Source organism: Lysinibacillus sp. NPDC093190, from assembly GCF_050280425.1.
GTDB lineage: Bacteria > Bacillota > Bacilli > Bacillales_A > Planococcaceae > Lysinibacillus.
The window spans coordinates 80,082-106,382 of sequence record NZ_JBNNVG010000018.1 but is presented as its reverse complement, the minus strand read 5'-3'; the positions used below and the strand labels follow the sequence as shown (position 1 = coordinate 106,382).

Sequence of the window (26,301 nt, the reverse complement as noted above, 5' to 3'; positions counted from 1 at the left end):
TCCATAAAAGAAATTTGATTAGCTCAAATTGTTTTGCTGGCATCATGTTTGATGTCCAAAATTTTGTTTCGTTCACCAACTCAAGGTTAGCTACTAAAAACTTTATTGATTACGTTTTGCTTGTTCAGTTTTCAAAGTTCATTTAGTTGCTGTTGTTTTCAGCGACTTTATTATCATAACTCGTATTCAACAAGAAGTCAATAACTTTTTTCATTTTTTTCAAGTCGTCCTTCTTGTTAAGGACAAGTAATAATATATAATATAGCATTTTAAAAATCAAGCTTTTTTGAAAAAAACTTAAAAATCTTTTTCTCGTCGACTACAAACAAGAGAATTCCTACTATAACAATGAATCCACCAATAATTTGTGTGGCTATTAAATACTCTTTAAAAATTAGAAGAGCTAAAATGGCCGCGCCAATTGGTTCAAATAATATCGCGATGGAGACTACATTTGTACTAACGTATTTAATAGACCAATTAAATAGAGTATGGCCAAATAAATTAGGAACTATCGCTAATAAAATAAACCATATCCAGTCCATAGTAGAATAAGGGCCGAACGATTCCCCCTTAATAAGAACATAGATCAATAAAGTAATTGTACTAACAGCATAAACAATCATCGTATATGTCACAAGAGATAATCTTTTCCGTACATCTTGTCCAAATAAAAAGTAAGCTGTAACGAGTGCGCACGCGACAAGAGCAAGCATGTCTCCATAAAATGCAGTACCGCTAAGTTTAAAATCTCCCCAGCTAATTAAAATACTACCGACAATAGCAATAACTCCTGCAAAAATGGTTTTTAGAGTAATGTTCTCTTTAAAGAAAAAATATGTACCTATAAATGCAAACAATGGCTGTAATGTAACCAATACTGTAGAACTTGCTACTGAAGTGTAATTGAGCGATTCAAACCACAAAATAAAATGGAAGGCTAAAAATATGCCTGCAACAGAAGAAAATAGCCAATCACGTATTCTTAATTCCTTTATCTCGTTAGTGTACTTCCAAAAAAACAGAGGTGCCATTATTAACACTGAAAAGAACATACGGTAAAACGCAATAACCCCTGCTTCTGCATTTGCTAATTTTACAAATATGGCGGATAGGGATACAGAAATTACGCCAATAAAAATAGGAATGTATGGATGAATTTTTGGTTTCTCCATTAAATCTAACCTCCAATAATCAATTTTGCCTCGGCATAATTACGTCTGGATTCGGTTTTGCGCTCAGGCCTGCAGGTCTTTTTTGCGCGCAGCGGCAGATCAGCAACAACATGATGCAGGTCAGTTAGTCATTATCGCATGGAGGCGATGATTTTAGGCTAACATCCTTAAGGACTGCTTTCCAGTTCTGTGGCATCTGCCGGAGGTTTTAACTTATACCCGCATTCATCTCACGACCTATAGAGATGAGACACTTCTGGACTTGTCGCAATGCTTTCGGTACAGAAAACATTTGTAGCTGACACTTCGCTTTCGCTACCAAAAACATTTGTAGCTGACGCTTCGCTTTTGCTACAGAAAACAATTGCTTTCAAGAAGTTAAAAATACTTATACTTCATTACTATCGTGATGTACAATACAACAAAGTAATGTACATATAATAATGACACCTTGCATATCTCTTAGCAATACGAAATATCAGTGGAGGGTTGCGTATGGAAACCTTGGAAAATATGATTACATATGAAGTTGGCATAAAATTAGTAATTGCAGCCACATTAAGTTTAGTAATCGGTATTGAAAGGGAATTAAAAAAGAAGCCTGTAGGATTAAAAACGAGCTTAGTTATTGCTACATTTAGCTGTTTATTAACTATTATTTCGATTGAAACTGCCTACTCAACACCCCCTAGGTCAGGAATCAATATTACAATGGACCCCCTTCGCCTGGCTGCTCAAATTGTTAGTGGAATTGGGTTTCTTGGAGCTGGTGTTATTTTAAGACGGGGAAATGATAGTATCTCAGGTTTAACAACTGCAGCAATGATTTGGGGAGCTGCAGGGATAGGAATTGCTGTTGGTGCAGGCTTCTATATAGATGCTACATTAGCTGTTATTATCATCGTCTTCGGAATTGAGGTTTTATCGCCTTTTCTAATGAAAATAGGGCCAAAAAGAATTCGTATGCGAGAAATATCATTGAAAGTTCAGATTAACAATGATGAAAATAGTGAATCCTTTTTACAATTCCTAAAGGAAAACAATATCATTATCGAAAACATACGCATTCTAGATGTTCCGAATCATGATCATGTTTTTCACGAATTAGATTTACGCTTATCATTAATAGTCTCTGATAACTTACTGTCATTTTATCGTTCGTTACGAGCACTGCCCTATATAGAAAAAATCGAAATGGAAATTTTAAATTAGTTGGAGGATTCTTTCGTGTCAGAAATATTGAAATTATTAAAGAACGGTAATAAACCTTCCCTGTTGGCAGCGGGTGTCAATGCCTTTTTAGGAATTATTAAAGGGGCTGCCTTCTTCTTTACAGGTAATATTGCCATGTTTGCAGAAATGATGCACTCTCTAGGGGATGCAGCAAACCAATTATTCGTTTATATCGGCTCAGCGCTTTCGAAAAAAGCACCGACAAAACAATTTCCTGGAGGCTTTGGCCGAATTGTAAATTTAGTTTGCCTTTTTGCTGTTATTATTGTAGCTATCCTTTCTTATGAAACGGTAAAAGAAGGCTTGCATCATTTTATGCATCCTGCCGGAGAATCTAAAGGTATGCTCATTGCACTTGGCGTATTATTTATCGGTTTTGTTTTAGAGGGATCAGTTCTTGCAAAAGCTGCCGTCGAAATACTACATGAAGCCGGTCAAGAAAAAGCTGGAATAACATCAATTCCTAAAGCTTTTGGCTTTTTGCATCGTGCAAAACCAGCAACAAAATTAGTATTTATGGAAGACTTAGTTGCTACAGGAGGGAATGTCTTGGCCTTCGCTGCAATTTTAATCGCACACTTTACAGGCTGGACAAGAATTGAAGGACTTGTTTCAATGGTTATTGGCTGTATGATGTTCTATGTAGTAGCAAAAGTTTTCCTTGATAATGCACGTGGAGTTATTGGTGAAACAGATGAAGAAATGCTGAATCATATTGCACATCTTGTTATGGATGACCCAAACATTAAAGATATCGTTCGCTTAGAGGTCGTTAAAGAAGGTGAATTTTTACATGTGGAATTAGTTGCCGAAGCTGATCCCAACCTTTCACTCGCTTTTCTAGATGATGTACGCGATCATTTAACAGAGGTCATTTTAAGTCAAAAGGGCGTATCCAAAGTGGCAATTTTATTTGATGAGGATGATGGGAAACTAGATTGGGTGCATATTGGCGAAAGGCCGGAAAACTCAACATTCAAACAATAACATCATTATCCTAAATATTATTTCTAAATAAGATAAATAGCCAATTGCCTTATTTCAGGCAGTTGGCTATTTTTTATACCAGCATTAGATGGCTTGGTTCTTGTTTAATTGTATCTTCTATTAAGCAATCTAGAATCTCTTCATTATTTACAAAAACATGATCTGTTATCATAAAAGTTAATAACATTTTTAATACGATCATCTTTTTTATACCTTGCTGTTGAATAACGATTTTTGAGAATTTTAATGTTGCCAATCGATTAGCTAATGCATATTCTTCTGCATTTGTAATCTCTCTTCCATCTGGATAGCAACCTAATATGAAATTACCAGCATAAGAATCTTTCAATACTTTAGGATGCATAGATTGGTAATGTACCTCTGCAATTGAATCATCATTATTCATCATTTGATGAGTCACCAAATAATGTTTTAAAGCACCTTTTAAATCAATCGCAATAGCTGTATCTGCTAGTATTGTTCGATAATAAACTAGCACTATTTCAGCATCCCCTAAATAAGGTTTCGCTTCTACTACGATTTCCCCAGAAGGACGTACAAAAACTTGTACAGTTGCTTTATTTACACCATCTGTAAAGGCAATATTCGTTTTGCCACATTGTAAGCTTTTTAAAAATATACTTTGATCAACGATATATCCAGTGACAATTTGGTCATTCTCAACTTGCAGTGATTTCGTTTCAATCCCCAATACTTCTATACAATTTTGCATTTTATAAACATGCTGCTGAAATGACGTCTTTATGCAACCCGATGTGACATCGCGATCTTCAAGCATTTGTTTCAACATTTGCTCCCTCTCCATCCTAGTTTATTATTATCTTTATTTTAATAAACATAGCTGAACAAAATCTGAACAATTCTACAATTAACGAGAACATTCGACAAAGGGCTAGTTATTGGCACAACAAAAAAACATGAGACTACAACGCGTAGCCTCATGTCCATCTATCAATTATGCCTCGGCATAATTGCGTCTGGAATCGGAAAGGAGTTCTTTGTGCTTGCACAAAGAACTCCTTTCCGATTCCGTGACATCCGCCGGAGGCTTTAACTTCTTTCAGCGGATGTTTGCTGAAAGAAGTTAAAGTGAGTTTTGCAAAATAGTTCGCACATCTTCTTCCTGCAATTTGTTGAAGTTTCCAAAGGGTCCATTTTGCATAGCATGCTCTACAATTTGATGGAATTTTGTATCGTCAATTTCATAATCTGCTAGGCGACTTGGAGCTCCCAGTGAAGACCAGAATGCCGATAAACGATCAATCCCTTCGTATGCAACCTCTTCTGGAGACTTCCCTGTTGCGTCAACACCGAAAACGCGTGTTGCAATGCCTGCAAAACGCTCTGGATTTACGGGTACACTTAGACGCATCCAATGTGGTTGTAATATTGCTAAACCACCTGCGTGTGGAATATCGTACACTGCAGATACAGCGTGCTCAATATTATGTGACGCCCAATCACCGCGAGAGCCAATTGATAAGAATCCATTTAACCCAATTGTTCCGGCTAATAAAATCGTTTCACGCAACTGAATATTCTCTAAATCTTCTATTAATTTAGGTGCTGTTGCAATGACCGTTCTTAATACTCCTTCACACATTTCATCTGTAATCGGTGTATTCGTCGTATTATGGAAATATTGTTCAAGTACATGCGACATCATATCAACCATACCGTAAACTGAATGATTTTTTGGTACTGTCACTGTATACGCTGGATTTAAAATCGAAAATTCCGGGAATACAGCAGGGCTACCCCAGCTTAGTTTTTCCTCAGTAGCCGCATTTGTAATAACAGAGCCTGAGTTCATTTCGGAGCCTGTTGCAGCTAGCGTTAATACCGTTCCAAGCGGTAAAGCGTCCTGCACAAATACTTTACGCTTTACAATATCCCAAGCATCGCCATCATATTTTGCACCAGCGGCTATTAACTTAGAACAGTCAATTACGGAACCGCCTCCAACAGCTAGTACTAGATCCATTCCTTCTTTTTTACAAAGATCAATACCAAGTCTTGCTGTTTCTACACGTGGGTTTGGCTCAACACCGCTTAGTTCAAATATTGTTTTATCCGCTTCTTGTAACTTCTCGATGACAGCATCGTATACACCATTTTTCTTAATGCTACCTCCACCATAAACAACTAACACCTTTTTGCCATACAGAGCTAACTCATTTGATAGCTTTTCCAGTGCATTTTCACCAAAATGTAACTTCACTGGATTATAAAATGTAAATGAATCCATTCAATTCGCCCCTTTCTACTTGGATTTTCTCATATTTATATTGGAGAAAGCAAAGAATAAAGATCCCTAAACATGAATCATGTAAGCATTATAAATACTAAGAATTTTCTCTGGTACTGAAATACCAATTTCCGATAATTTTTCTTGTATCCTCTCATAACACTTTATACAATCCTGTTTTTTGTTTTGCCCAATTAAAAATTCTAGTAGTAGAAACATATAGTTTTCGTTAAACTCATCTAGCTCTAGCATCTTTTGTAAACAGTTTAATTTTAGTAATGAATTAATAGAAATTGTAGTAGTAATATACATTTCGAGTACATGTAAGATCCCTTGCTTTAAGCGCAGCTGGGTTTGAATAGCCCAAGAGTACTCCTCCTCCGCTAAAAAATCACCTTCATAGTAATTTAAAAGCTGCTGGATGGATATTTCATCATGCCTTTTCTGCTCTAGCAAATAAATAAATTTATCATAATCACTAGCAATTTCCACATTTAATTGATAATGATTATTGACCAATCGAATTGGATCTTGAATACCTTTTTCTTTAAGGTGCTTCCTTAACTGGTAAATAGACTGGAAAGTAATCTGTTTATCTCCTACTAATTTAACAGATTGATTATAGTGAGCTGCTCCACTTGGGTTATCAAATTTTACACTTGGGTTAAAGTTCACACCATTGACGTTATACTTCGGTGTTCTCGCTTCTTGTCCTGTTGGAATATCAAGTGTAAAATTCACTGGTGCTACAGATTGATCAGCCCAATGTGTTAAATTCCCAGCACTTTCTTTTACACCTTCATTTCAGTTCTATCTACCTGCACACATAATCTATCCATATGTTTAGATTTTGTTTAGGTAGTCATTGTATAGTAGAGACAGTACATAAAATAAAGGAATCTCGCTTATGTTTTTGTTAAATATTGTAATTGTTTGGTTTGTTGTTATTTTCGGTGGATTAGGGTTATTGAAATATATGCTTATACAAAAGGAGCGGAAAGAAAGAAAAGTGATATTAGAAAAGCGGCTGGAGCATCTTATCCAAACGAATAAATACAAATCGCCACAAGAAAAAAACGAGTCATCCTAATTACTTAGGAATGACTCGTTTTGTATTTATCTATTGAATCAATTATGCCTCGGCATAATTGCGTCCGGAATCGGCTTTGTGCTTAGGCGCCTGCAGATGTTTTTTGTGCGAAAGCGCAGTGCTAACGTAGCGGCAGCGGCACTGATGCAGGTCAGTTAGCCGTTATCGCATGAATGCGATGTTTTTAGGCTAACATCTCCTTTCCGATTTCCGTGACATCTGTCGGAGGCTTTAACTTCTTTCAGCTGAAAGAAGTTAAACCCATCCACGGAAGCGTGAAGCTTCTGCAGTGCGGCGAACACCTACCATATACGCTGCTAAACGCATGTTAATGTTACGTGTTGTCGCTGTTGTATAAACGTTTTCAAATGCATCAACCATTTTTTTGTATAGACGTTCTTCAACTTCTTCTTCTGTCCAGTAATAACCTTGGTTATTTTGTACCCATTCGAAGTAAGAAACTGTTACACCACCAGCAGATGCTAATACGTCTGGTACTAGTAAAATACCACGGTCAGTTAAAATTCTAGTTGCTTCAGCAGTTGTTGGTCCGTTTGCTGCTTCTACTACGATGTTTGCTTTAACGTTGTTTGCATTGTCAGCAGTAATTTGGTTCTCGATAGCAGCTGGCACTAGAATATCACAATCAAGTTCTAGTAATTCTTTGTTTGAAATTGTGTTTTCAAATAATGTCGTTACCGTACCGAAGCTGTCGCGACGATCTAATAAGTAGTCGATATCTAAACCTTCAGGATCATGTAGTGCACCATAAGCATCTGAAATACCGATTACTTTTGCACCTAAATCATGCATGAATTTCGCAAGGAAGCTACCTGCGTTACCGAAGCCTTGAATAACAACGCGCGCACCTTTAATATCAATGCCACGTTTTTTTGCTGCTTCTTGGATAACGATTGTTACACCTTGTGCAGTTGCACGGTCACGACCTTGAGAACCACCAAGCACTAGTGGCTTACCTGTGATGAAACCTGGTGAGTTGAATTCGTCCATACGGCTGTATTCATCCATCATCCAAGCCATAATTTGTGCATTCGTAAATACGTCTGGAGCAGGAATATCTTTTGTTGGTCCTACGATTTGACTAACTGCACGTACATATCCACGGCTTAAACGTTCAATTTCATCCATAGACATTTGACGAGGGTCACAGATGACACCGCCTTTACCACCACCATAAGGTAGATCCACGATACCACATTTCAATGTCATCCACATTGAAAGCGCTTTAACTTCCTCCTCAGATACAGCCGGATGGAAACGTACCCCACCTTTAGTTGGTCCTACAGCATCATTATGTTGTGCACGGTAACCAGTAAATACTTTTGTTGTACCATCATCCATTTTCACTGGAATGCGTACTTGTAGCATGCGAAGCGGTTCTTTTAATAATTCATACATAGCTTCGTCATAGCCAAGTCTATTTAGAGCCTCTTGAATAACTTCTTGAGTTGATGTGAACAGATTTAAGTTTTCAGACATATTAAATCGCCTCTTTGTTTTTTTTAATGATAGTATATCGGCATCATTGTAACATACTTCCGAATTAAAATGTGAACATTTTGTTAAAGATTAAATACTTTTTCAATTTGTTCGATTGACCAATCTAAATCTTCTTGTGAAATTACAAGTGGTGGCGCAAATCGAATGACTGTATCATGTGTTTCTTTACATAATAAGCCTAATTCTTTAAGCTTTTCACAGTATGGACGTGCTGCCTCTGTTAATTCCATTCCGATAAATAAACCACGACCACGAACGTCTTTAATAACTGGGTTATTAATTTCTTTTAATTTCCCTTTAAAGTATTCACCAAGTTCGTGTGAACGCTCTGCTAATTTTTCATCTAGTAATACTTTAATTGAAGCAATAGATACTGCACATGCTAACGGATTACCGCCGAAAGTTGAACCGTGTGATCCTGGAGTGAACACACCTAAGATTTCACGATTTGCAGCTACACAAGAAATCGGGAATACACCGCCGCCTAAAGCTTTACCTAAGATGTACATATCAGGTTCTACTTCTTCCCAATCACATGCGAACATTTTACCTGTACGTGCTAAACCAGCTTGGATTTCATCTGCAATGAATAAAACATTGTTTTCACGGCATAGCTCGCGAGCAGCTTTTAAGAAGCCTTCTGTTGGAATGACAATACCAGCTTCACCTTGGATTGGCTCAATTAAAAACGCTGCTGTGTTAGGCGTAATGGCAGCTTTTAATGCTTCCAGATTACCGTAATCTACTAACTTAACATTCGGTAACATTGGACCGAAGCCACGACGATATTCTTCGTCAGATGATAAAGATACTGCAAGCATTGTACGACCATGGAAGTTACCATTACATGCAATGATTTCAGCCTTTCCATCTTCTACACCTTTTACATCATATGCCCAACGACGAGCTGCTTTAAATGCAGTTTCTACCGCTTCTGCACCTGTATTCATCGGTAATACCATTTGTTTATTCGTTAATTTCCCAACTAACTCATACCATTCACCAAGGTTTTCGCTATAAAATGCACGAGAAGTTAATGTTACTTTATCAGCTTGTTCTTTTAACGCAGCGATAATTTTTGGATGACGATGTCCCTGATTCACAGCAGAGTAAGCTGATAGCATATCTAAGTATTTGTTACCTTCTGGATCTTTTACCCAAGCACCTTCAGCCTCTGAAATAACGATTGGTAGCGGGTGATAGTTTGCAGCACCAAAATTTTGAGTTTGTTCGATAACTTGATCTGTTTTTGTCATATAGTATTCTCTCCTTACTTTCATGATGAAAAATCTTTGGAAGACTATGTTTCTCTATAAGTAAAATCAATAGAATGATTTCAGCATTTTCTGAATATAAAAAGCAAGAATCTGCTCACTACTCCTAGGTAAGCCGCCTCGACATTAGCGCCTGCGGTTCTTGCCGGACTCACTTTACCAGGAGGAGCCTCGCAGATTCTCTTATAATTTATGCCTCAGCAAAATTGCGTCCGGAAGCATAACTTCTTCAGTCAACCTAAAGAAGTTACAGCATTTCAGAAGTTGTTTTTGCTTGCATGTGAAGTTGTAGATAGTCAGGGCCACCTGCTTTTGAGTCTGTACCTGACATATTGAAGCCGCCGAATGGTTGGTAACCTACGATTGCACCAGTACAGCCACGGTTGAAGTATAAGTTACCTACATGGAAATCTTCACGTGCTTTTTCTAAGTTCATACGATTATTTGTAATAACTGCACCAGTTAAACCGTATTCAGTATCATTTGCAATATCAATTGCTTGATCGAAATCTTTAGCTTTTGTAATGGCTACAACCGGGCCAAAAATTTCTTCTTTCATAACTCGTGCAGAAGGATCTACGTCTGCAAATACTGTTGGCTGGATGAAGTAACCAACTGAATCATCAGCTGTACCACCTGCAACAAGGCGACCTTCTCCTTTACCAATTTCAATGTACTCTGTCACTTTATTGAATGCTGCTTGGTCAATAACTGTCGCCATGAAGTTTTTGAAGTCTGATGGATCACCAACTGTTAACGTGTTAGTAAGCTCAATTACACGATTAACAACTGTGTCATAGACATCTTCAACGATAATAGCACGAGAACATGCTGAACATTTTTGACCAGAGAAGCCAAATGCTGATTTTACGATAGATTGTGCTGCAAGTTCTAGATCTGCTTCTTTATCAACAACGATTGTATCTTTACCGCCCATTTCAGCGATAACACGTTTAATCCAAATTTGACCGTCATTTAATACAGATGCACGTTGGTTAATACGTAAGCCTACATCACGGGATCCAGTGAAGCTGATGAAGCGTGTTTTTGGATGATCAACTAAGTAGTCACCTACTTCTGCACCAGAACCTGGTACAAAGTTCACAGCACCTGCTGGAAGACCAGCTTGCTCTAGTACTTCGATAAATTTATAAGCAACTACAGGTGTTGTTGAAGCTGGTTTTAATAATACAGTGTTACCTGTTACTAAAGCAGCAACCGTTGTCCCTGCCATAATTGCGAATGGGAAGTTCCATGGTGAAATAACAATACCAATACCTAATGGAATATAGTCATAACGGTTGTATTCACCAGGACGGCTTTCTACAGGTTGACCTTCTTTAATACGTAGCATTTGACGACCATAGTATTCTAAAAAATCAATTGCTTCTGCAGTATCTGCATCAGCTTCAGCCCACGGTTTACCTGCTTCTTTTGTTAAAAGTGCAGAGAATTCGTGTTTACGACGACGGATAATTGCCGCTGCTTTGAATAGTACGTCTGCACGAATAGCTGGATCTACTTTTTTCCAAGTTTTAAATGTTTCGTCTGCAGCTTGCATCGCTTTTTCAGCTAGTTCTTTGTTCGCTTTTGATACGCGACCAATTACTTCTGTTTTCTTTGCAGGATTATATGAAACGATTTTATCTTCTGTAGTAATACGTTCACCACCGATAATAAGTGGATAGTCTTGACCTAAATAACCTTCTACTTTATTTAATGCTTCTAAATATGCGTTGTAATTTGCCTCTTGAGTAAAATCTGTGAATGGTTCGTGTTTGTATGAAATCATACTTTATCCTCCCTCGTGAGATGTGTTTTAAGTGTGCAAAAAACATTGACGCAAAATATCTTTGCGTTTAGAATATTCTTACACTTATTATAATGCAAAATTTCGTTGCATATTTCAAGTAAAAAATTTTTGAGGTGCACATTTTATGAAAATTTTTGAACCCTTACTCCCTTTTTATGAGTTTATTGCAACAAATGTAACTGTTGGTATTCATGCTGTAGACCTTTCTGGTAAAACAATTATTTATAATACCAAGATGAAAGAAATTGAAGGATTTCATTTTGATGAATTAGCAGATCGTTCTGTTATTGAAATGTTTTCCTTTCGCCAGCATGAAAGTACTTTAATGCGTGTATTACAAACAGGCAAAAAAGAAATTAATGTAAAACAAACTTATTGGAATAAAAATGGTCATGAAATTACAACTATTAATGATACTTTCCCACTTTATGTTGAAAATAAACTAATTGGAGCGATTGAATTTGCACGTGACATTACATCACTCGAAAAGCTAGTTTATCAGCCCCTTCGTCGATATGGTGAACCTTTAACATTCGATATGATTACAGCTGTTTCCGAATCGATGCGACAAGTTATCGCAAATGCCAAAAAAGCAGCAGCTGTGAAATTACCAGTATTACTAATTGGTGAATCGGGTACAGGCAAGGATTTAGTCGCAGAGGGTATGCACCATGCAGCATCGACTGATCCTGAAGCATTTGTAACTCTAGTGAGTCGTCGTTCTGCTCAATCTGTTTTAGACAAATTACAGGAGCTTTTACAGGATGACAAAGCATACACTTTTTTCTTTGAACGCATTGATTTTTTAAGCCTAGATATCCAAGAACAACTATTAGAAGTATTACAATCTCTTCCTCAGTCTAAATACATGCTCATAGGGAGTGTAGGAAGCGATCCCATTACATTAATTGCTGAAAAGAAACTTTCAAAATCACTGTATTATTTCTTTGCAACAATGGCCATTACTATCCCAAATCTAACAGATCGAAAAGAAGATATTCTTCCATTTGTAGATGATTACTTTAGCCGCCATCGAGAAAGATTTGCTTCAAATGTTGCTGAACTAGCACCTGATGTACAGGTTTTATTTTTGCAGTATGATTGGCCTGGAAATTTAAAGGAGCTTGAGCTATTACTAGATGAAATTGTGTCGTTTATGACCACTGAATCAACAGTTACCTCAGATTTCCTTCCAACGCATTTCCGCTTCAAGGTACAACAGCAAGACACAACCAATCATGAGCCGGAATTCTTTATGTTCCAGCAACAAAATGATGTTATGCCGCTCGATGCTTATTTACGTGAAGCCGAATCATATTATGTGCAAAACGTATTAAATTTATATGAAGGCAATATTACAAAGACCGCTAATGCACTTGGTATGAGTCGTCAAAATCTACAATATCGAATTCGAAAAATAAAAAATCAATGACTTTATCTATAAATGAATACAAAAAAACGAGGATACCTTTCATATTAGAAAGTATCCTCGTTTTTTATCCCGCATTAACTGGCAGTAATTTCAGTAATTTATCTGTACCGAAAACGAAGCGTCAGGTACAAGACTCCCACCTCAATATTCAGCAAAAGTAAAGAAGCAAAATAACTGCCAGTAAACGCCCAATCGGTGAAAACTAATAATCAGTGGAGATCATTGATTAAAGTTTCACTTTATTGACCTGACTGCTCGATCCAGTCCTGTAATTTATCTTTTAGGGAATTAAAACCATTCGCATCCGATTCATCTACACGGTCCTGCAATGATTTTCGTGGTAGTGCATCTTTTTTACGCAATGTGGCTGGGCGCTCTTGCAAAGCTCGAATCGATAAACTAATTTTCTCGGCATCTTCATCGATTTCTAGTATCTTCACTTCTACCTCTTGCCCAACTGACAAAAATTCACTAACGTCCTTTACAAAGCCGTACGTAATTTCGGAAATATGCACAAGGCCTTGTGTATCTTCATCAAGCGCAACAAATGCACCATACGGCTGTATACCTGTAACTTTTCCGCTCAACACGTCCCCTAATTCATATTTTTGTCCCATAACCTTTGCCCACTTTCTTTTTGTTTGCTACGTATATATCACCACAAATTATAACATACGTGTATTAGTGGGGCAAAAAATCTCCTTATTCGTTAATAGCACTAATTAGGTAATGCTGTTCACCATTTTTAGTTACTACAGAGGTTAATTTAAAGGATAATTGCTGTCCAATTACTCCATGTGCCGCACTTTTTACAGTGGCTCCAATATGAAGTGAGTAACCCTCTATTTCATGAAGAGATTTAAAATTCCCCATCCCATCAAACTGAACAACTTTATCTATATCCAAATCATCAGTTAATAGTCTTTGAGCTACTTCTCGATCGCCAACCCCATGAGCATATAAAAATAAACTAACGATATTTATTGGATTTAATGTGTCAATAATTGTCTCGTCTCTCGTCTCAACATACGAATTATAAAGAGATTTAGTTTGCTCAATCCAATCAGGATTAATTGCTATACTTGTTGTCCCATCCTCCGTCTGCATATATGTGTCTTCTCGCGCATATAAAATCTCCATCCATATATCGTATGGTGTTAATTGTTCTAGAGTTTTGGATTGCCCAGTCAACTTTATTTCATCTAGTATTAATTGAGCTGTTTTGCGCATTGCCTCACCATATTCGCCATTCGCAATGATTGTTAATAAATCCATGTATTCAGGCTTAAATTGACCAGTTTTTGTGCGAATTGGATTGTTGTCAGTTCCTTTAAAAATGGCAAGCCACGTATTTTCAAACTCTCCCTTTAATACGTTAAAATTAACCTGCTCAGTAGATTGATCTGCTACAAGTGTTTTTTCATAGAGACGCAGAATAGTGGCAGAATCCTCTATAGAATAAAGTAAATCTCCGCCAACAAGCAAAGAGCCTGTAGCCAAGTATTTAAAATAACCTAATACGTTTGGGTGAAGGCGGTCCAAATATTCGGGTGCGTCTTTTCCGAATACAGGATTAGGTCGAAAACTATAACTTTGTCCATTATATTGCAATTCCAGATATTGCTTTTTAGCCGTAGCAATTAATTTATTTAGGTCTGCAGGGAGACTTTTTGGTTTTTGTGATAAAACTTTTTCATACGGAGCAAGTTTATCGGAATAATAGCCTGCAATATCTTCTACTGAGTTAGAATATATACTATAAAAGTAATAAGATTCTTCAAACGACATAGGATTTTCGTAAGTTTCGATACTCTGTATTCGCTCTCGTGGCGTTTGTAGATCATCCAATGCATCTTTTTCTAAACTTTTTAAAAAGTCATTATTATTGGTGTTCTGTATTTCTATAAACATCTCTTTTCTTTTAGGTAAAGAATAAATTTCAGTATCTGCAATTAGAACTTTTGATATTTCACTAAACTCTTTCTCTGGTATGTCGAGCTCTTTACGCATCTGCTCACGTTTTTCTTGATATTTTTTTGTAAAGTTTGAAACCCATTCGTCATATTTTTTTTCTTGTTCTTGTTCCTGTTCTTGTTCCGCTGTTTGAACAAATGTCGATGGATCAATGACATACGACGAAACAAGAACACTTAATAAAAGTACACTTGCAATGCTTGCTATCCAGACAGCTGGCTTTTGCCATTTTGAAGGGGGCTTTTGAGTTGTTACTGTTTCTTGCGCTTGCTGTGTTGCATTTTCTGCCTCGATTTGTGCGAAAACGGCTTCTGGATCTAACTGTGGTTCCATGCGATCATAGGATCTTTTTAGAAGCTCCATTCGTTTTTCAAATTGTTTATCATCCATTTTCAACACTCCCCTCCTGCAATAACACCGCTTTGAGCTTTTCCTTTGCACGTAATATACGAACTTTGACAGTTGATAACGAAATATTTAGTACCTCGGCTATCTCCTCATACTTTAATTCATGGAAATAAAATAATATAAGAGGATAACGATATTTTTCATCCAGTTCTTTAATGGCATTATGTAATAGCCTATCCTCCTCAAAATTAAGGACATGCTTTTCTGCTGAAGATGAGGGCATTTGTTGCTGAGCACTTAGCCTTTCTTCTTTTGCCTGCTCTCGTTGCTCTTTGCGATAATAATCACGCGATGCATTCAATGTGATTTTATAGAGCCATGTCGTAAAACGATCCTGCTTAAATTGATGTAAAAAACGATAGAGCTTCACAAATACCTCCTGTGAAACATCTGCTAAATCATTACTATGTACGCCGCATTGAAAGGCAAATTTTTCAACCGTTCGTTGATGTATTCGAATCAGCTCTATATAGGCGTCTTTGTCCCCTTGCTGAGCCCGTTCTATTAATTCAGTTTCTGTCACAGTCATCCCCCCTTTTGCACATGTAACGAATCATTTCTCCTAATTGTTACATATTTAAATGGATTTTACTTTTTTAACAATAGCTCCAAACACTAATTACGTCGCTAAAATTATCTCCGCTGTACAAACAAAATTATTTTAGAATATCTATAGATCATTTTCTGAAATTTGCTTGTGTAACTAGAATATTGCGGTAAAATGAAACTTTAGTATAAGGAGGATTTATTTTCGTGTCTTCGAGAGATCAATTTACATCTAAAATTGGGTTTATTTTAGCTGCCGCTGGAAGTTCTATAGGGTTAGGAGCTATTTGGAAGTTTCCTTACATGGCGGGTACTAACGGCGGAAGTGTCTTTATTTTTCTATTCATCCTATGTACATTTTTCATCGGTTTGCCGGTGTTAATTGCAGAATTTATGATTGGTCGTCGTGGGCAAAAGGATGCTGTCACGTCGTTCAAGGAACAAGCACCTGGAAAACCATGGTACTTCATAGGATGGGGTGGCATGATTATTGCCGGTCTAATACTTTCATTCTACAGTGTTGTTGGTGGCTGGATTCTAAGCTATTTGGGCCGCTCCATAACATTCCATCTCAATAGTTCAAATGGTAATTATGCTGATTTATTCAGTAACATCATTTCAAGCCCATTTGAAGCAGTGCTTGTACAAGGGTTATTTATGTTGTTAACTGTAGTAATTGTATCAGCAGGTATTAAAGGCGGTATTGAAAAAGCTAGTACATGGATGATGCCACTGTTATTCATCTTTTTCATCGTATTAGTTATACGTTCTTTAACATTGGACGGTGCAATGGAAGGCATCAAATTTATGTTCGTCCCTGATTGGTCCTATTTAAATGCTGAAACATTTTTAAAGGCGCTTGGACAAGCTTTCTTCTCGTTAAGTGTTGGGATCGCGGTAATGATCACATATGCTTCCTATTTATCGAAATCAGAAAAGATCGGCAATTCAGCCATCAATGTTGCATCGATGAATATCATTATTTCTTTACTTGCAGGTCTAGTAATTTTCCCAGCAGTGTTCGCACTTGGCTATACACCAGATCAAGGTCCTGGCCTTGTATTTATTATTTTACCTGCTGTTTTTGAACAATTACCTCTTGGTGGACTGTTCTTAACGATTTTCTTTGTACTCTTACTATTTGCAACAGTTACTTCTTCCATTTCCATGTTAGAAATTGTCGTGGCTATCGCAATTGGAGATAAGCCTGAAAAGCGTAAAAAAATCGCTTGGATTGGCGGTATTATTATTTTTATCGTTGGTATTCCAAGTGCACTATCATTCGGCATCTTATCTGATGTGAAAATTTTAGATCTCTCTATTTTCAACTTTGTAGACTTTTTGACCAATAGTATTGGTATGCCAATTGGTGCCTTAATGATTTCTATCTTTGCAGGCTATTATTATACAAAGGACATTTCTCGTAAGGAGCTTGCAACATCTAGTCTGATGTTCAATATTTGGTACATTTTAATTCGTTATGTTTCTCCGATAGCGATATTAATTATTTTCATTCAGGGAATTTTACCGTTGTTTAAATAAAAAAAACGATGTTGCCTCAAAATTGAATGACAACCTCGTTTTCTATAGAAAAGCAAAAGCATTATTTAGTCCGGATTCGGCTTTGTGCTTAGGCCAACAGATGTTTTTTGTGCGAAAGCGTAGCGTCAGCGGCAGATGTTTTTTGCGCGAAAGCGTAGCGGCAACAACATGATGTTGGTCACTTAGTCGTTACCACAGGACGTGGCGTTCTTAGACTGAGTTCCTCTATTTTAAAGGATGTTTGGACACCCGCTAAAAGAAGTTAAATAATGCATTTTGCTTCAAATTTTATCGCGATAAGTTTGTAAGAAATGGCTACACAATCTTCATATGGTATCCATTCTTCAAACGAATGCTCATATGTTTCTTGAATAACCTTTGCAAGAGTAGATGGATCATCAATACCTTGCAATGCTGCTACAACATCTGCAGTTTCAGTATCATAATGATCTGGACCTAAATGGAATGGATCCCACTCCTCTAGCAGGTGTACGGCCGCTTGATTCATTTTTATATTTTCCAAAATACTCACCTATTATCCTTTTATCATACTCGTATGATACCATAGTAAATAAAAAAGAAAAGAGTGATTTGCTTGTCTATTTTCGATCAAACTATTAAACGTTGTTGTACAAACTCGGTAAAATGGGACGCAATGGAAAACGTCTATGGGCTACAAGATGCTTCAGACATACTTCCAATGTGGGTAGCTGATATGGATTTTACTGCTCCAATAGCAGTATCAAAAGCGCTACAAGAGCATGCTGAAAAGACTGTTTTCGGCTATAGCTTTGTTAGCGATGAAGCCGTGCAGGCGATCGTAGACTGGCAAAATGCTCATCATGATTGGCACATTGACAAAGAATCAATTGTTTTCTGTAACGGTGTTGTTGCTGCTTTAGCGGATAGTATCAAAGCACTGACAAATCCAGGAGATAAAGTACTTATTTCCTCACCTGTCTACCCTCCATTCTATAACATCCCGAAAAGTAATGGTCGAGAGATTGTTAATTGTCCTCTAGTAGAAAAAGATGGGGCATTTGTCTATGACTTTGAAGCCTTTGAACAAGCACTTGCTCAAAACGTGAAAGCCTACATATTGTGTAATCCTCATAATCCAGGAGGCTATGTATGGGATGAAGCTACATTAAAGGAAATCGTACGACTATGTGCAAAATATGATGTAGTGATTATTTCCGATGAAATTCATTCAGATTTAATGTTAGATGGCTCAAAACATACACCATTAGCAAAAATCGCTGGTGACGAAATTGATCGTATTATTACATGCATGGCACCGACAAAAACATTTAATCTAGCTGGTATTCAAGTTGCTTATATGATTGTGACGGATAAGAAAAAGCGTATGCTACTAGAAGCGGTTCATATGGCTAGTGGGCAAGGCTCATTAAATACCTTTGCTTCAGTTGCACTTCAGGCTGCTTATACTGAGGGTTCCCCATGGTTAAATGACATGCTTACTTACATTTCAAATAATATGGACTATGTGATTGCTGAATTAGGTCAATTACCTGGTATCCATATTAAAAAACCTCAGGGCACTTATTTACTTTGGATTGATTATCGAGAATTAGGACTTGATGAACAAGAAATCATGAAACGCTTGCTGGAAAATGGCAAACTTGCATTAGAGCCAGGATCAAAATATGGCGAAGAGGGTCACGGCTTCCTACGTATGAACGTCGCTTGCTCATTTGACACAGTAAAAGATGGTGTTCAGCGCTTTAAGCAAGCACTTCAGCAATAGGAAGTAAATAGTGAAGGATATCTTAAGTTTTTTGAAATGTACCCTTTGTAAAGGACATTTATATAAAGGGTAGGCAACTTTTTGAAGCTGCTGTCTGTATTTTGCAGACGGTAGCTTTTTTAAATTCCATTGCCCTCGATAATGATTGTAATAAATCATATAATTCTTAATTTCTTTCTTTACTTCTTCTAACGTTTCACATGCTCTAATAGTTGTTTCATCTTTAAAATGCCCAAAGAATGATTCTTGTGGCGCTCCCAACAGTTTCCTCGACGTGACATGGACTGTCCTAAGCCAATTTTCTTCACTAAGTCTTGGAATCCACATAGATTGAACTTAAATTCTATAATAGATATTATAAATCCAAATAAGATAGATAGTAGGTGATTCATTAGTGAATAATAATTTGCTTCTGATAAAGGATTTTAGCAACTTGACGGGCTTATCACGAAAAGCTTTGTATCTGTATGATGAACATAATATTTTGAACCCTGCGTTTATTCATCCAAATAATGATTATCGATATTATGACAAGAATCAGTTACTAACTGCTAAACGAATTAATTTATTAAAACAAGCAGGATTTGGCTTAAATGAAATCAGTAAAATCATCCATAGAAAGTTATCAGATTATGAAATAAATAATTTGATAGAAGAAAAGCTTCAATTGGAAATGAATAAGATAAAAGATGCAAATCAAAGAATAAATAAATTAAAAGACCTGAATCCAGCAATTATGATTTTAAATAATGAAGTCCAAAAAGAGTATTTAGAATCATTGTTTGTATATGAATATGAATTATTACCAAACGACAATATATGTGTAGCGCTGAATAACATCGAGGAATTAGTTAGCGGACTTAATATTAAAAAGATTGAAAAAATCATCAAATATAAACTGATAGATAATAAAATTCGCCCTATTCGTATCGCTTTACAATTGGAAAATCACGAATTGAATCAATTGGGAATCACAAGTTATTTTGGTTTTCAAACGCAAAAGTTTTTCTATGAAATTGATCCTTATCAAGAAGAATCAGTATTAAAAATAAATGAGATCATGAAAAATAACGAAATAGAATTATCCGAACCATATATTTATGAACGTATATTGAACCCGGATGATTATCTATATTCCTCCAAACGCCTTTCGGAATTTATTTTTCCGTCTAAGTATTAAGTAATTGACCTTCCCCTTAGGTTAACCCTTACTCTTTAAAGGGAGGTATAATACATGAAAAAAAATGATTACGCATTGGTAACAGGAGCTTCTAGAGGTATAGGAAAGGCAATCGCAATCCAACTTGCAAATGATGGATTCAATTTAATATTACATTATAATCAAAATGCTGAAAAAGTTAATCAAGTCAAAGCAGAAATTGAATCAATTGGCAGACAAGCACATTTAATTCAAGGTGATTTCAATTCCAGTGAAGGGATTAAAGAATTTATCGAGAAAATCAAAAATTTGATAATCCAAGATACTAATGTATCATTGCATACAATTGTTCACAATGCCGGACATGCTACATCAAATGGATTTGGAGATGTGGACTATGATGAGTTCGATCGACTATTTAATGCAAATGTTAAAGCACCATATTTTATCACACAATCTTTAATCGGATTTATCGAATCCAATGGTAGGATAATAAATCTATCATCGGGTGTTACACGTATCGCGTTTCCACATATGATGGTATACAGTATGACAAAAGGCGCAATTAATACAATGACGTTTACACTAGCAAAGGAATTGGGTGAAAAAGGAATTACGATTAATTCCATAATGCCTGGAATCATTGATACGGATTCAACTGCTAACTGGCTGCATACTGAAGAAGGTCAGGAAAATGCAAAGAATATGAGTGCTTTAAAAAGAGAAGGTCAACCCGAAGAAATTGCAAATGTTGTTTCATTTCTAGCAAGTGAAAAAGCGAGTTTTATTACTGGGCATAATATGGATGTAACTGGTGGAAGTCATCTGTAGTTAGGTAACTGGTTTAACTAGAGACCTGATTCATTTAGAGATTAGAATCATTAATTTTATATTAAAAACATGCTCTTAAAATTGGTTCTCATAACCAGGTTAATATCGTTATTTAGTCAAACTTTATTACAAAGCTACAGTGTTTTGCATGAGTTCATGAGAAAATATGATACCCCGCAGTCCTTAACGGCTGCGAGGCATCTGGCTTTCCACGAAAAGCGTGTTTTTTAAATATTTTGCTGATTGTTTGTATTATTTTTCTCTGAAAGAATACGTGCTTCGATTTCCTTTGATTTCATTTCTTGTTTCTTAGAAATCTTACGGAAAACAGTAAAGACAACAATACATAAAATAAGCATGATTAAAAATTCAAAAGCTGCAGGAATATAGCCTGATTTATCTTCAGGGAAATATAAAAATTGATACATTAAATGTTTCATGTTTTACACGTCCTTACAATTATTATTCAAAAACTGTAATTGACTCGATTTTCACATCTTCTACTGGTTTATCACGCATGTCTTTTTCTACGTCTGCAATTTTGTCTACAATGTCCATTCCTTCAACAACATGACCAAATACTGTATGTTTATGATCTAACCAAGGAGTACCACCATTTTGAGCATATGCTTCAATAATTTCTTCTGGGAAGCCAGCACCTTGTAATTGGCGAAGCATATCACTTGGAAGGTGCTTCATTTGTACGATAAAGAATTGTGAACCATTTGTATTTGGACCCGCATTTGCCATTGAAAGGGCACCGCGAAGATTAAATACGTTTTCAGAGAACTCATCCTCGAAAGAGTTACCCCAAATTGATTCACCGCCCATACCCGTACCAGTTGGGTCACCACCTTGAATCATAAAGTCTTGGATGACACGGTGGAAAATGATGCCGTCATAGTATCCTGATTTTGCATGGCCTAAGAAGTTTTCAACAGTTTTTGGTGCGTGCTCTGGGAATAATTTAATTTTGATGGCACCTAATGTTGTTTTCATTTCTACAAGTACTTCGCCTTCTAGTACTTCTGTTGTTAATTGTGGAAACATTGAAGTCTCTCCTTTAAATGTAAAATTTCAGTTTTAATGAAAATGATAATAATATCATTTCTGACCTTATTTTAGTCTAACATACTTCTTACTGGTTTTCTTCACCAAAGTATTGACGATTTTTTGCACTTTTAATTTTTGGGCTTATCACCATACCAAGGGGTTGATTTCCGTTTCGGCTGGGGGCGTCCGATGAGCCGCTTGGGCCAATAAGTGTTTTTTGCGCGAAAGCGAAGCGGCAGCAACAACGGGTTTTGTCTGTGCGAAACAGCAAAAGGGTTTTATCTGCGCGAAAGCGGAGCGACAGCGGCAACAGCGATGTTGGTCACGAAGGCGTTATCACAGTACTGTTCTTCGGTTAAGAAATATTCTTTCATATTAACCCTCTTAGTATATTTTTTATGATTGTTCATATATCCCCTTGATTGATAATAAAAATGGATTAAATGGATAATAATAGAAAAACGGAGGAATTGAAATGAAATTTATACAAAAAATAAGTGTAATCGGACTGTCGGTATGTATGTTGAGTATCGTATTTTCATCTGCCAGCATGGCAACAAAAATCGTTACAGATGAGCACCTGAATTCAGTAAATAATAATAATAAAAAAGAAGTTCATTATTACAAAAACGACTCCGCCAAAATATTAGCACAAGAAACAAAAACGGTACTGATTAAAACAGTAAGAGAAGATAAATCATTATTAGAACAAAAAACAAAAGAATTTGAAGAAAAAATGAAAATGGAACAAATAGCCTTTATTGAAGAGGGATTGAAAAAAGCAACAACGCTTCAAGATGTAGAAAAAGTAAAAAGTGATGCAGCCAACTTATTAAAAAAAGAAAAAGAATTGTTTAAAGCAGAAAGTGAAAAATATGTAAAAACAAAGATTGATACGGAAAAAGTGAACTTAGCGATGATTTCAAGTTCATATAAGACGGTTAGAGATGACTTTTTCACCTTTAACAAACACGGATTCTATTACTATGATGTAAATAAAAATGAATTTGTTCCAAACGATAAAGTAAATAAAACAGAAGAAGTAAAAGAATTTGAAAAAAAACACAAAGAAGATACAAAAGTAAATGATAATCCAATCAACACCTTAATCCTGTTCATTCTCCTTGGATTGTTATGTATAATTCCTCTTTTCATAAGTAACAGACAAAAAAACAAAGCGTAAACTATTTTGATGCTATTAGCCTTCGTTCCTCTATCGCAAGGAGTTGCACATCAACCTATATATGGCATACGTTTTAACAAACGTCATCTCCAACTTCATGGCAAAATTATTTGATAAATACAAATAGGTCGGAACGCGTATTTGGAAACTATCCAAATTATGTTATTCTGTTGAGTGACTCATATTTAGAGTGGAGGCACACATGAAAAAGGCTTTTGGTTTTTTTATCATTTTACTATCCTTACCTGTCCTTTGGTGGATTACTACAAACATTAGGACAGAAATCAATATGGCACAAGCGCATGAGGAGCAAATTGCTAGCGCTATTCATTTACCGGAAGTACAGCCACAGCTTCCAGTAACACTTATTGATCAAAACGACAAAACATTTAGCGAGGAATATGTCGAATGGCGGCAACCTTTAACATTACAGGAAATCCCAAAAATTGCCCAGGAAATTTTCATCGCAAGTGAGGACGCTCATTTTTATGAGCATATCGGCTTTGACTTCAGTGCTATCATCCGTGCAGTTGTTGCTAACTCAAGCACAAATTCATCTTCTCAAGGTGCTAGCACCATTACACAGCAGCTCGTTCGTATGCGTTATTTATCCGATGAAAAAACATATGAACGAAAATTAACAGAGGTTTTTTACTCCTATGAGCTTGAGAAAGAATTTGATAAAGACGCGATATTAACGATGTATCTAAATGAAGCCTATTTTAGCAATCAGGTTTATGGAATCGGTGGAGCAGCTACATATTATTTTCAGAAACCACTCCAAGAATTATCTATAGCTGAAATTGCATTTATTGCTGCCATTCCAAATAACCCCTCATTGTATAATCCTTTAAAAAACTTTGATAAAACAAAGGCGAGACAGGAGCGGCTATTAGATACACTAGCAGCAAGTGGCGCTATAACAAAAGTAGATGCCATTACATATAAAGCTGAAACGATAACGTTACATGTAAAGAATAAAGCGCAAAGCTACCCAATGTACAGCACTTACGTCTTACAAGAGCTTAGATGGTTAGTTGCAGAAAAAGAAGGTTATTCAGATCGACTTGCAAATACACAAAACGAGGAAGAGAAGAAAAAAATCAAAGCGCAGTTAGACAATCGACTCAATACATTATTTCAAAACGGATTAACGATTTATACCGCGCTAAATCCAGACAAACAAGCACATGATGAAAAGAAAATGACTGCAATTCTAGGTTCAGGCAAATTACAAGCCGCCGGAGCAGTTATTGATAATAAAACCCGTGAAGTTGTTAGTCTTTATGCTGGAAAAAACTATGAAAAGTTTGGCTATCATCGTGCCTTTCAAGGTACGCGTCAACCAGGCTCTGCATTTAAGCCGTTAGCGGTCTATGCTCCTTTCTTTGAAACGACAGCACACACACCTGATTCTATAGTTAGTGGTGGCAGTTATTGTGTCGGTTCATTTTGTCCACAAAACTATGGAGGCTTTAAATACGGTGATGTACCAATTCGAGTAGCATTTCGATATAGCTACAATACATCGGCTCTTCGGCTCTTTAATACAGTTGGAATTGAAACTGCCTTTAGTTACTTAGATCGCTTTCACTTCCGCTCTATCGTGGCAAAAGACCATACTTATGCTGCCTCTTTGGGAGGATTAACGTATGGTGTTACAGCACTTGAGCTAGCGGACGCCTATACAAGTTTTATAGACGGCTCATACGTACTGGCCCATAGCATCCGTAAAGTGACAGCAGCTGATGGAACGGAGCTTTACAGCTGGGATTCAGAACGCGATCAAATTTGGTCACCGAAAACCGTTAAGTATATGCGTTCGATGCTTGCAGATGTTGTTACTAAAGGTACAGGACAAGGCGTTTATAGTAGAAGTAACTATGTCGGTGCCAAAACGGGAACAACTAACAACTATCGTGACTACTGGCTCGCTGGATTAAATGATGAATACACTTCAGCAGTATGGCTTGGCTACGATAAGCCACAATCTATGGAGAGTTTAGAAGCGTATAAGATTCATCACAAGCTATTTAATGTTTTACTGGAATAAAGTAAAAAGATCAATTATGCCTCGGCATAATTGCGTCTGGAATCGGCTTTGTGCTTAGGCCTGCGTGATGCAGGTCAGTTAGCCTAAAATCATCGCATGGATGCGATGATTTTAGGCTAACATCCTTTAAGAACTCCTTCCGTGACATCCGCCGGAGGCTTTAACTTCTTTCAGCGGATGTCTTTTGTACCGAAAGCGTAGCGACAGGTACAGATGTTTAGACACCCGCTGAAAGAAGTTAAAAGGAGCAGCCCTAGTGTGAAGAATTTCACTCAGGGCTGCTCCTTTCATTGTTTAAGGTTACTATGTAATTTAATAAATACGTAATATAAACCGCGGCGTTTAATGAGCAAACGGTAAGCTTGCTAAGATGCCATTATACAATTTTAAAACAACATAAACTAATAGCGATAATAGTATAGTCCACATAAAAAGTTCAAATACTAATAAGCCAATCGTTCCACCCATCGACATAAAATGACTCATTTTATAGATAAGGTAAATAAAGTAGATAAAAACGGTTAAGACAAAAATACCTACTAAAACGTAAATAAATTGAATAGCAAAGGCTGAACATATTGCACCAACCAATAAAATGATATATCCGCCTCGTGCTTGATTAACTGTCGCACCATCATTATCCTTGGAGAAAAATAACATTCCTAGCTCATGAATAGTTTCCCCTACTAATTTTAATGCTGAAAATAGCATAAAAAAGATCCCAGCAAAGACAATTAGCAAAAAAATACGGAGCTCGAAATCGGATAAAAACTCCCGCATGCCGGAATACACACCAATTGCACGGAAAACTTGCAACGATTCACTTACAGCATACATCCCAAATGTCAAACTAAACAATAAAATCGTAATTAATGGTAGATAACCATAAATATAAGGATTCTTCATAAAATTTTTTTCCTCTATTATTATTGATAACTTCCTATTTATAATATAGCCAAAATTCTTCCACTATCGCAAGCCAAATCCTAT

Annotated in this window: 24 protein-coding genes and 1 pseudogene; 10 read left to right on the top strand and 15 right to left on the bottom strand. The window is 36.5% G+C overall.

The features are described 5' to 3' along the window. Positions 1-269: 269 nt before the first annotated feature. On the bottom strand, positions 270-1,175 hold the full coding sequence (locus tag ACQKOF_RS15245) for a DMT family transporter (RefSeq protein WP_427558593.1): 906 nt from the start codon (positions 1,173-1,175) through the stop codon (positions 270-272). A 495-nt stretch (positions 1,176-1,670) separates the two neighbouring features. Here ACQKOF_RS15245 and ACQKOF_RS15240 point away from each other — a divergent pair, with 495 nt between their 5' ends. Together ACQKOF_RS15240 and ACQKOF_RS15235 are read left to right on the top strand one after the other, a co-directional pair. Further along, on the top strand, positions 1,671-2,387 hold the full coding sequence (locus ACQKOF_RS15240) for an MgtC/SapB family protein (RefSeq protein WP_427558590.1): 717 nt from the start codon (positions 1,671-1,673) through the stop codon (positions 2,385-2,387). Positions 2,388-2,402: 15 nt separating this feature from the next. After that, entirely contained in the window at positions 2,403-3,395 is a 993-nt protein-coding gene (locus ACQKOF_RS15235) for a cation diffusion facilitator family transporter (RefSeq protein WP_427558587.1), read from the top strand. Between the two features lie 73 nt (positions 3,396-3,468). Here ACQKOF_RS15235 and ACQKOF_RS15230 read toward each other — a convergent pair whose 3' ends face one another. The 3 genes from ACQKOF_RS15230 to ACQKOF_RS15220 all read right to left on the bottom strand — a co-directional run bounded on the left by ACQKOF_RS15230 (position 3,469) and on the right by ACQKOF_RS15220 (position 6,405). Beyond that, positions 3,469-4,206 (bottom strand): hypothetical protein, encoded by a 738-nt coding sequence (locus ACQKOF_RS15230; RefSeq protein WP_427558584.1) that lies wholly within the window; start codon positions 4,204-4,206, stop codon positions 3,469-3,471. Between the two features lie 294 nt (positions 4,207-4,500). Continuing rightward, entirely contained in the window at positions 4,501-5,664 is a 1,164-nt protein-coding gene (locus ACQKOF_RS15225; RefSeq protein ID WP_427558581.1) for an iron-containing alcohol dehydrogenase, read from the bottom strand. 66 nt (positions 5,665-5,730) lie between these two features. Then, positions 5,731-6,405 carry a BTAD domain-containing putative transcriptional regulator gene (locus tag ACQKOF_RS15220; RefSeq protein WP_427558578.1) on the bottom strand — a complete coding sequence of 225 codons (675 nt, stop codon included), beginning with the start codon at positions 6,403-6,405 and terminating at the stop codon, positions 5,731-5,733. Positions 6,406-6,571: 166 nt separating this feature from the next. Here ACQKOF_RS15220 and ACQKOF_RS15215 point away from each other — a divergent pair, with 166 nt between their 5' ends. Continuing rightward, positions 6,572-6,754 (top strand): hypothetical protein, encoded by a 183-nt coding sequence (locus tag ACQKOF_RS15215; protein ID WP_427558576.1) that lies wholly within the window; start codon positions 6,572-6,574, stop codon positions 6,752-6,754. 255 nt (positions 6,755-7,009) lie between these two features. On the opposite strand, the gene ACQKOF_RS15210 is transcribed toward ACQKOF_RS15215, so the two are convergent. The 3 genes from ACQKOF_RS15210 to pruA all read right to left on the bottom strand — a co-directional run bounded on the left by ACQKOF_RS15210 (position 7,010) and on the right by pruA (position 11,341). Next, a complete protein-coding gene (locus ACQKOF_RS15210; RefSeq protein ID WP_427558573.1) occupies positions 7,010-8,254 on the bottom strand; it encodes a Glu/Leu/Phe/Val family dehydrogenase in 1,245 nt (414 codons plus the stop codon). An 83-nt stretch (positions 8,255-8,337) separates the two neighbouring features. Continuing rightward, positions 8,338-9,531 (bottom strand): ornithine--oxo-acid transaminase, encoded by a 1,194-nt coding sequence (locus ACQKOF_RS15205; RefSeq protein ID WP_427558571.1) that lies wholly within the window; start codon positions 9,529-9,531, stop codon positions 8,338-8,340. A gap of 265 nt (positions 9,532-9,796) precedes the next feature. Then, the gene (pruA, locus tag ACQKOF_RS15200) at positions 9,797-11,341 is read right to left on the bottom strand and encodes an L-glutamate gamma-semialdehyde dehydrogenase (protein WP_427558568.1); all 1,545 of its coding nucleotides are present in this window, start codon (positions 11,339-11,341) and stop codon (positions 9,797-9,799) included. Positions 11,342-11,486: 145 nt separating this feature from the next. Here pruA and ACQKOF_RS15195 point away from each other — a divergent pair, with 145 nt between their 5' ends. Continuing rightward, positions 11,487-12,794, top strand: coding sequence for a sigma 54-interacting transcriptional regulator (locus ACQKOF_RS15195; RefSeq protein ID WP_427558565.1), 1,308 nt, complete (start codon positions 11,487-11,489; stop codon positions 12,792-12,794). A 239-nt stretch (positions 12,795-13,033) separates the two neighbouring features. On the opposite strand, the gene yugI is transcribed toward ACQKOF_RS15195, so the two are convergent. The 3 genes from yugI to ACQKOF_RS15180 all read right to left on the bottom strand — a co-directional run bounded on the left by yugI (position 13,034) and on the right by ACQKOF_RS15180 (position 15,699). Next, a complete protein-coding gene (gene yugI, locus ACQKOF_RS15190) occupies positions 13,034-13,411 on the bottom strand; it encodes a S1 domain-containing post-transcriptional regulator GSP13 (RefSeq protein ID WP_427558562.1) in 378 nt (125 codons plus the stop codon). A gap of 85 nt (positions 13,412-13,496) precedes the next feature. After that, positions 13,497-15,158: a hypothetical protein gene (locus tag ACQKOF_RS15185; RefSeq protein ID WP_427558559.1), complete on the bottom strand. Its 1,662-nt coding sequence runs from the start codon at positions 15,156-15,158 to the stop codon at positions 13,497-13,499. Next, positions 15,151-15,699: an RNA polymerase sigma factor gene (locus ACQKOF_RS15180; protein WP_427558556.1), complete on the bottom strand. Its 549-nt coding sequence runs from the start codon at positions 15,697-15,699 to the stop codon at positions 15,151-15,153. The genes ACQKOF_RS15185 and ACQKOF_RS15180 overlap by 8 nt, the downstream gene beginning before the upstream one ends. A 230-nt stretch (positions 15,700-15,929) precedes the next feature. Between ACQKOF_RS15180 and ACQKOF_RS15175 the strand changes: the two genes are divergently transcribed. Then, positions 15,930-17,264: a sodium-dependent transporter gene (locus ACQKOF_RS15175; protein ID WP_427558553.1), complete on the top strand. Its 1,335-nt coding sequence runs from the start codon at positions 15,930-15,932 to the stop codon at positions 17,262-17,264. Positions 17,265-17,526: 262 nt separating this feature from the next. On the opposite strand, the gene ACQKOF_RS15170 is transcribed toward ACQKOF_RS15175, so the two are convergent. Continuing rightward, positions 17,527-17,787 (bottom strand): DUF1871 family protein, encoded by a 261-nt coding sequence (locus tag ACQKOF_RS15170; protein ID WP_082337499.1) that lies wholly within the window; start codon positions 17,785-17,787, stop codon positions 17,527-17,529. Between the two features lie 72 nt (positions 17,788-17,859). Here ACQKOF_RS15170 and ACQKOF_RS15165 point away from each other — a divergent pair, with 72 nt between their 5' ends. Then, positions 17,860-19,032 carry a MalY/PatB family protein gene (locus ACQKOF_RS15165; RefSeq protein ID WP_427558548.1) on the top strand — a complete coding sequence of 391 codons (1,173 nt, stop codon included), beginning with the start codon at positions 17,860-17,862 and terminating at the stop codon, positions 19,030-19,032. Between the two features lie 72 nt (positions 19,033-19,104). On the opposite strand, the pseudogene ACQKOF_RS15160 reads toward ACQKOF_RS15165, so the two are convergent. Further along, positions 19,105-19,352: pseudogene (locus ACQKOF_RS15160) on the bottom strand (IS3 family transposase); the annotation flags it as partial. Positions 19,353-19,426: 74 nt separating this feature from the next. On the opposite strand from ACQKOF_RS15160, the gene ACQKOF_RS15155 reads away from it, so the two are divergent. Then, complete coding sequence (locus tag ACQKOF_RS15155) at positions 19,427-20,212, top strand: MerR family transcriptional regulator (RefSeq protein WP_427558546.1); 786 nt, start codon at positions 19,427-19,429, stop codon at positions 20,210-20,212. Between the two features lie 54 nt (positions 20,213-20,266). Further along, positions 20,267-21,022 carry an SDR family NAD(P)-dependent oxidoreductase gene (locus ACQKOF_RS15150; protein ID WP_427558543.1) on the top strand — a complete coding sequence of 252 codons (756 nt, stop codon included), beginning with the start codon at positions 20,267-20,269 and terminating at the stop codon, positions 21,020-21,022. Between the two features lie 227 nt (positions 21,023-21,249). Here ACQKOF_RS15150 and ACQKOF_RS15145 read toward each other — a convergent pair whose 3' ends face one another. Both ACQKOF_RS15145 and ACQKOF_RS15140 read right to left on the bottom strand, forming a co-directional pair. Beyond that, a complete protein-coding gene (locus ACQKOF_RS15145) occupies positions 21,250-21,462 on the bottom strand; it encodes a hypothetical protein (RefSeq protein ID WP_053484185.1) in 213 nt (70 codons plus the stop codon). Between the two features lie 22 nt (positions 21,463-21,484). Continuing rightward, on the bottom strand, positions 21,485-22,072 hold the full coding sequence (locus ACQKOF_RS15140) for a peptidylprolyl isomerase (protein ID WP_370078011.1): 588 nt from the start codon (positions 22,070-22,072) through the stop codon (positions 21,485-21,487). A gap of 478 nt (positions 22,073-22,550) precedes the next feature. On the opposite strand from ACQKOF_RS15140, the gene ACQKOF_RS15135 reads away from it, so the two are divergent. Both ACQKOF_RS15135 and ACQKOF_RS15130 read left to right on the top strand, forming a co-directional pair. Beyond that, positions 22,551-23,258 carry a hypothetical protein gene (locus tag ACQKOF_RS15135; RefSeq protein ID WP_427558540.1) on the top strand — a complete coding sequence of 236 codons (708 nt, stop codon included), beginning with the start codon at positions 22,551-22,553 and terminating at the stop codon, positions 23,256-23,258. 202 nt (positions 23,259-23,460) lie between these two features. Further along, positions 23,461-25,311 (top strand): transglycosylase domain-containing protein, encoded by a 1,851-nt coding sequence (locus ACQKOF_RS15130; protein WP_427558537.1) that lies wholly within the window; start codon positions 23,461-23,463, stop codon positions 25,309-25,311. Positions 25,312-25,653: 342 nt separating this feature from the next. On the opposite strand, the gene ACQKOF_RS15125 is transcribed toward ACQKOF_RS15130, so the two are convergent. Continuing rightward, entirely contained in the window at positions 25,654-26,217 is a 564-nt protein-coding gene (locus ACQKOF_RS15125; RefSeq protein ID WP_427558534.1) for a DUF5366 family protein, read from the bottom strand. Between the last annotated feature and the right edge of the window lie 84 nt (positions 26,218-26,301).

Bases quoted from the DNA above. Each gene is read 5' to 3' on its own strand.
- ACQKOF_RS15230 (WP_427558584.1), bottom strand. From the start codon at position 4,206: ATGTTGAAACAAATGCTTGAAGATCGCGATGTCACATCGGGTTGCATA.
- ACQKOF_RS15225 (WP_427558581.1), bottom strand. From the start codon at position 5,664: ATGGATTCATTTACATTTTATAATCCAGTGAAGTTACATTTTGGTGAA.
- ACQKOF_RS15140 (WP_370078011.1), bottom strand. From the start codon at position 22,072: ATGTTTCCACAATTAACAACAGAAGTACTAGAAGGCGAAGTACTTGTA.
- ACQKOF_RS15205 (WP_427558571.1), bottom strand. From the start codon at position 9,531: ATGACAAAAACAGATCAAGTTATCGAACAAACTCAAAATTTTGGTGCT.
- ACQKOF_RS15150 (WP_427558543.1), top strand. From the start codon at position 20,267: ATGAAAAAAAATGATTACGCATTGGTAACAGGAGCTTCTAGAGGTATA.
- ACQKOF_RS15245 (WP_427558593.1), bottom strand. From the start codon at position 1,175: ATGGAGAAACCAAAAATTCATCCATACATTCCTATTTTTATTGGCGTA.
- ACQKOF_RS15195 (WP_427558565.1), top strand. From the start codon at position 11,487: ATGAAAATTTTTGAACCCTTACTCCCTTTTTATGAGTTTATTGCAACA.
- ACQKOF_RS15210 (WP_427558573.1), bottom strand. From the start codon at position 8,254: ATGTCTGAAAACTTAAATCTGTTCACATCAACTCAAGAAGTTATTCAA.
- ACQKOF_RS15145 (WP_053484185.1), bottom strand. From the start codon at position 21,462: ATGAAACATTTAATGTATCAATTTTTATATTTCCCTGAAGATAAATCA.
- ACQKOF_RS15125 (WP_427558534.1), bottom strand. From the start codon at position 26,217: ATGAAGAATCCTTATATTTATGGTTATCTACCATTAATTACGATTTTA.
- ACQKOF_RS15215 (WP_427558576.1), top strand. From the start codon at position 6,572: ATGTTTTTGTTAAATATTGTAATTGTTTGGTTTGTTGTTATTTTCGGT.
- ACQKOF_RS15130 (WP_427558537.1), top strand. From the start codon at position 23,461: ATGAAAAAGGCTTTTGGTTTTTTTATCATTTTACTATCCTTACCTGTC.
- yugI (WP_427558562.1), bottom strand. From the start codon at position 13,411: ATGGGACAAAAATATGAATTAGGGGACGTGTTGAGCGGAAAAGTTACA.
- pruA (WP_427558568.1), bottom strand. From the start codon at position 11,341: ATGATTTCATACAAACACGAACCATTCACAGATTTTACTCAAGAGGCA.
- ACQKOF_RS15240 (WP_427558590.1), top strand. From the start codon at position 1,671: ATGGAAACCTTGGAAAATATGATTACATATGAAGTTGGCATAAAATTA.
- ACQKOF_RS15135 (WP_427558540.1), top strand. From the start codon at position 22,551: ATGAAATTTATACAAAAAATAAGTGTAATCGGACTGTCGGTATGTATG.
- ACQKOF_RS15185 (WP_427558559.1), bottom strand. From the start codon at position 15,158: ATGGATGATAAACAATTTGAAAAACGAATGGAGCTTCTAAAAAGATCC.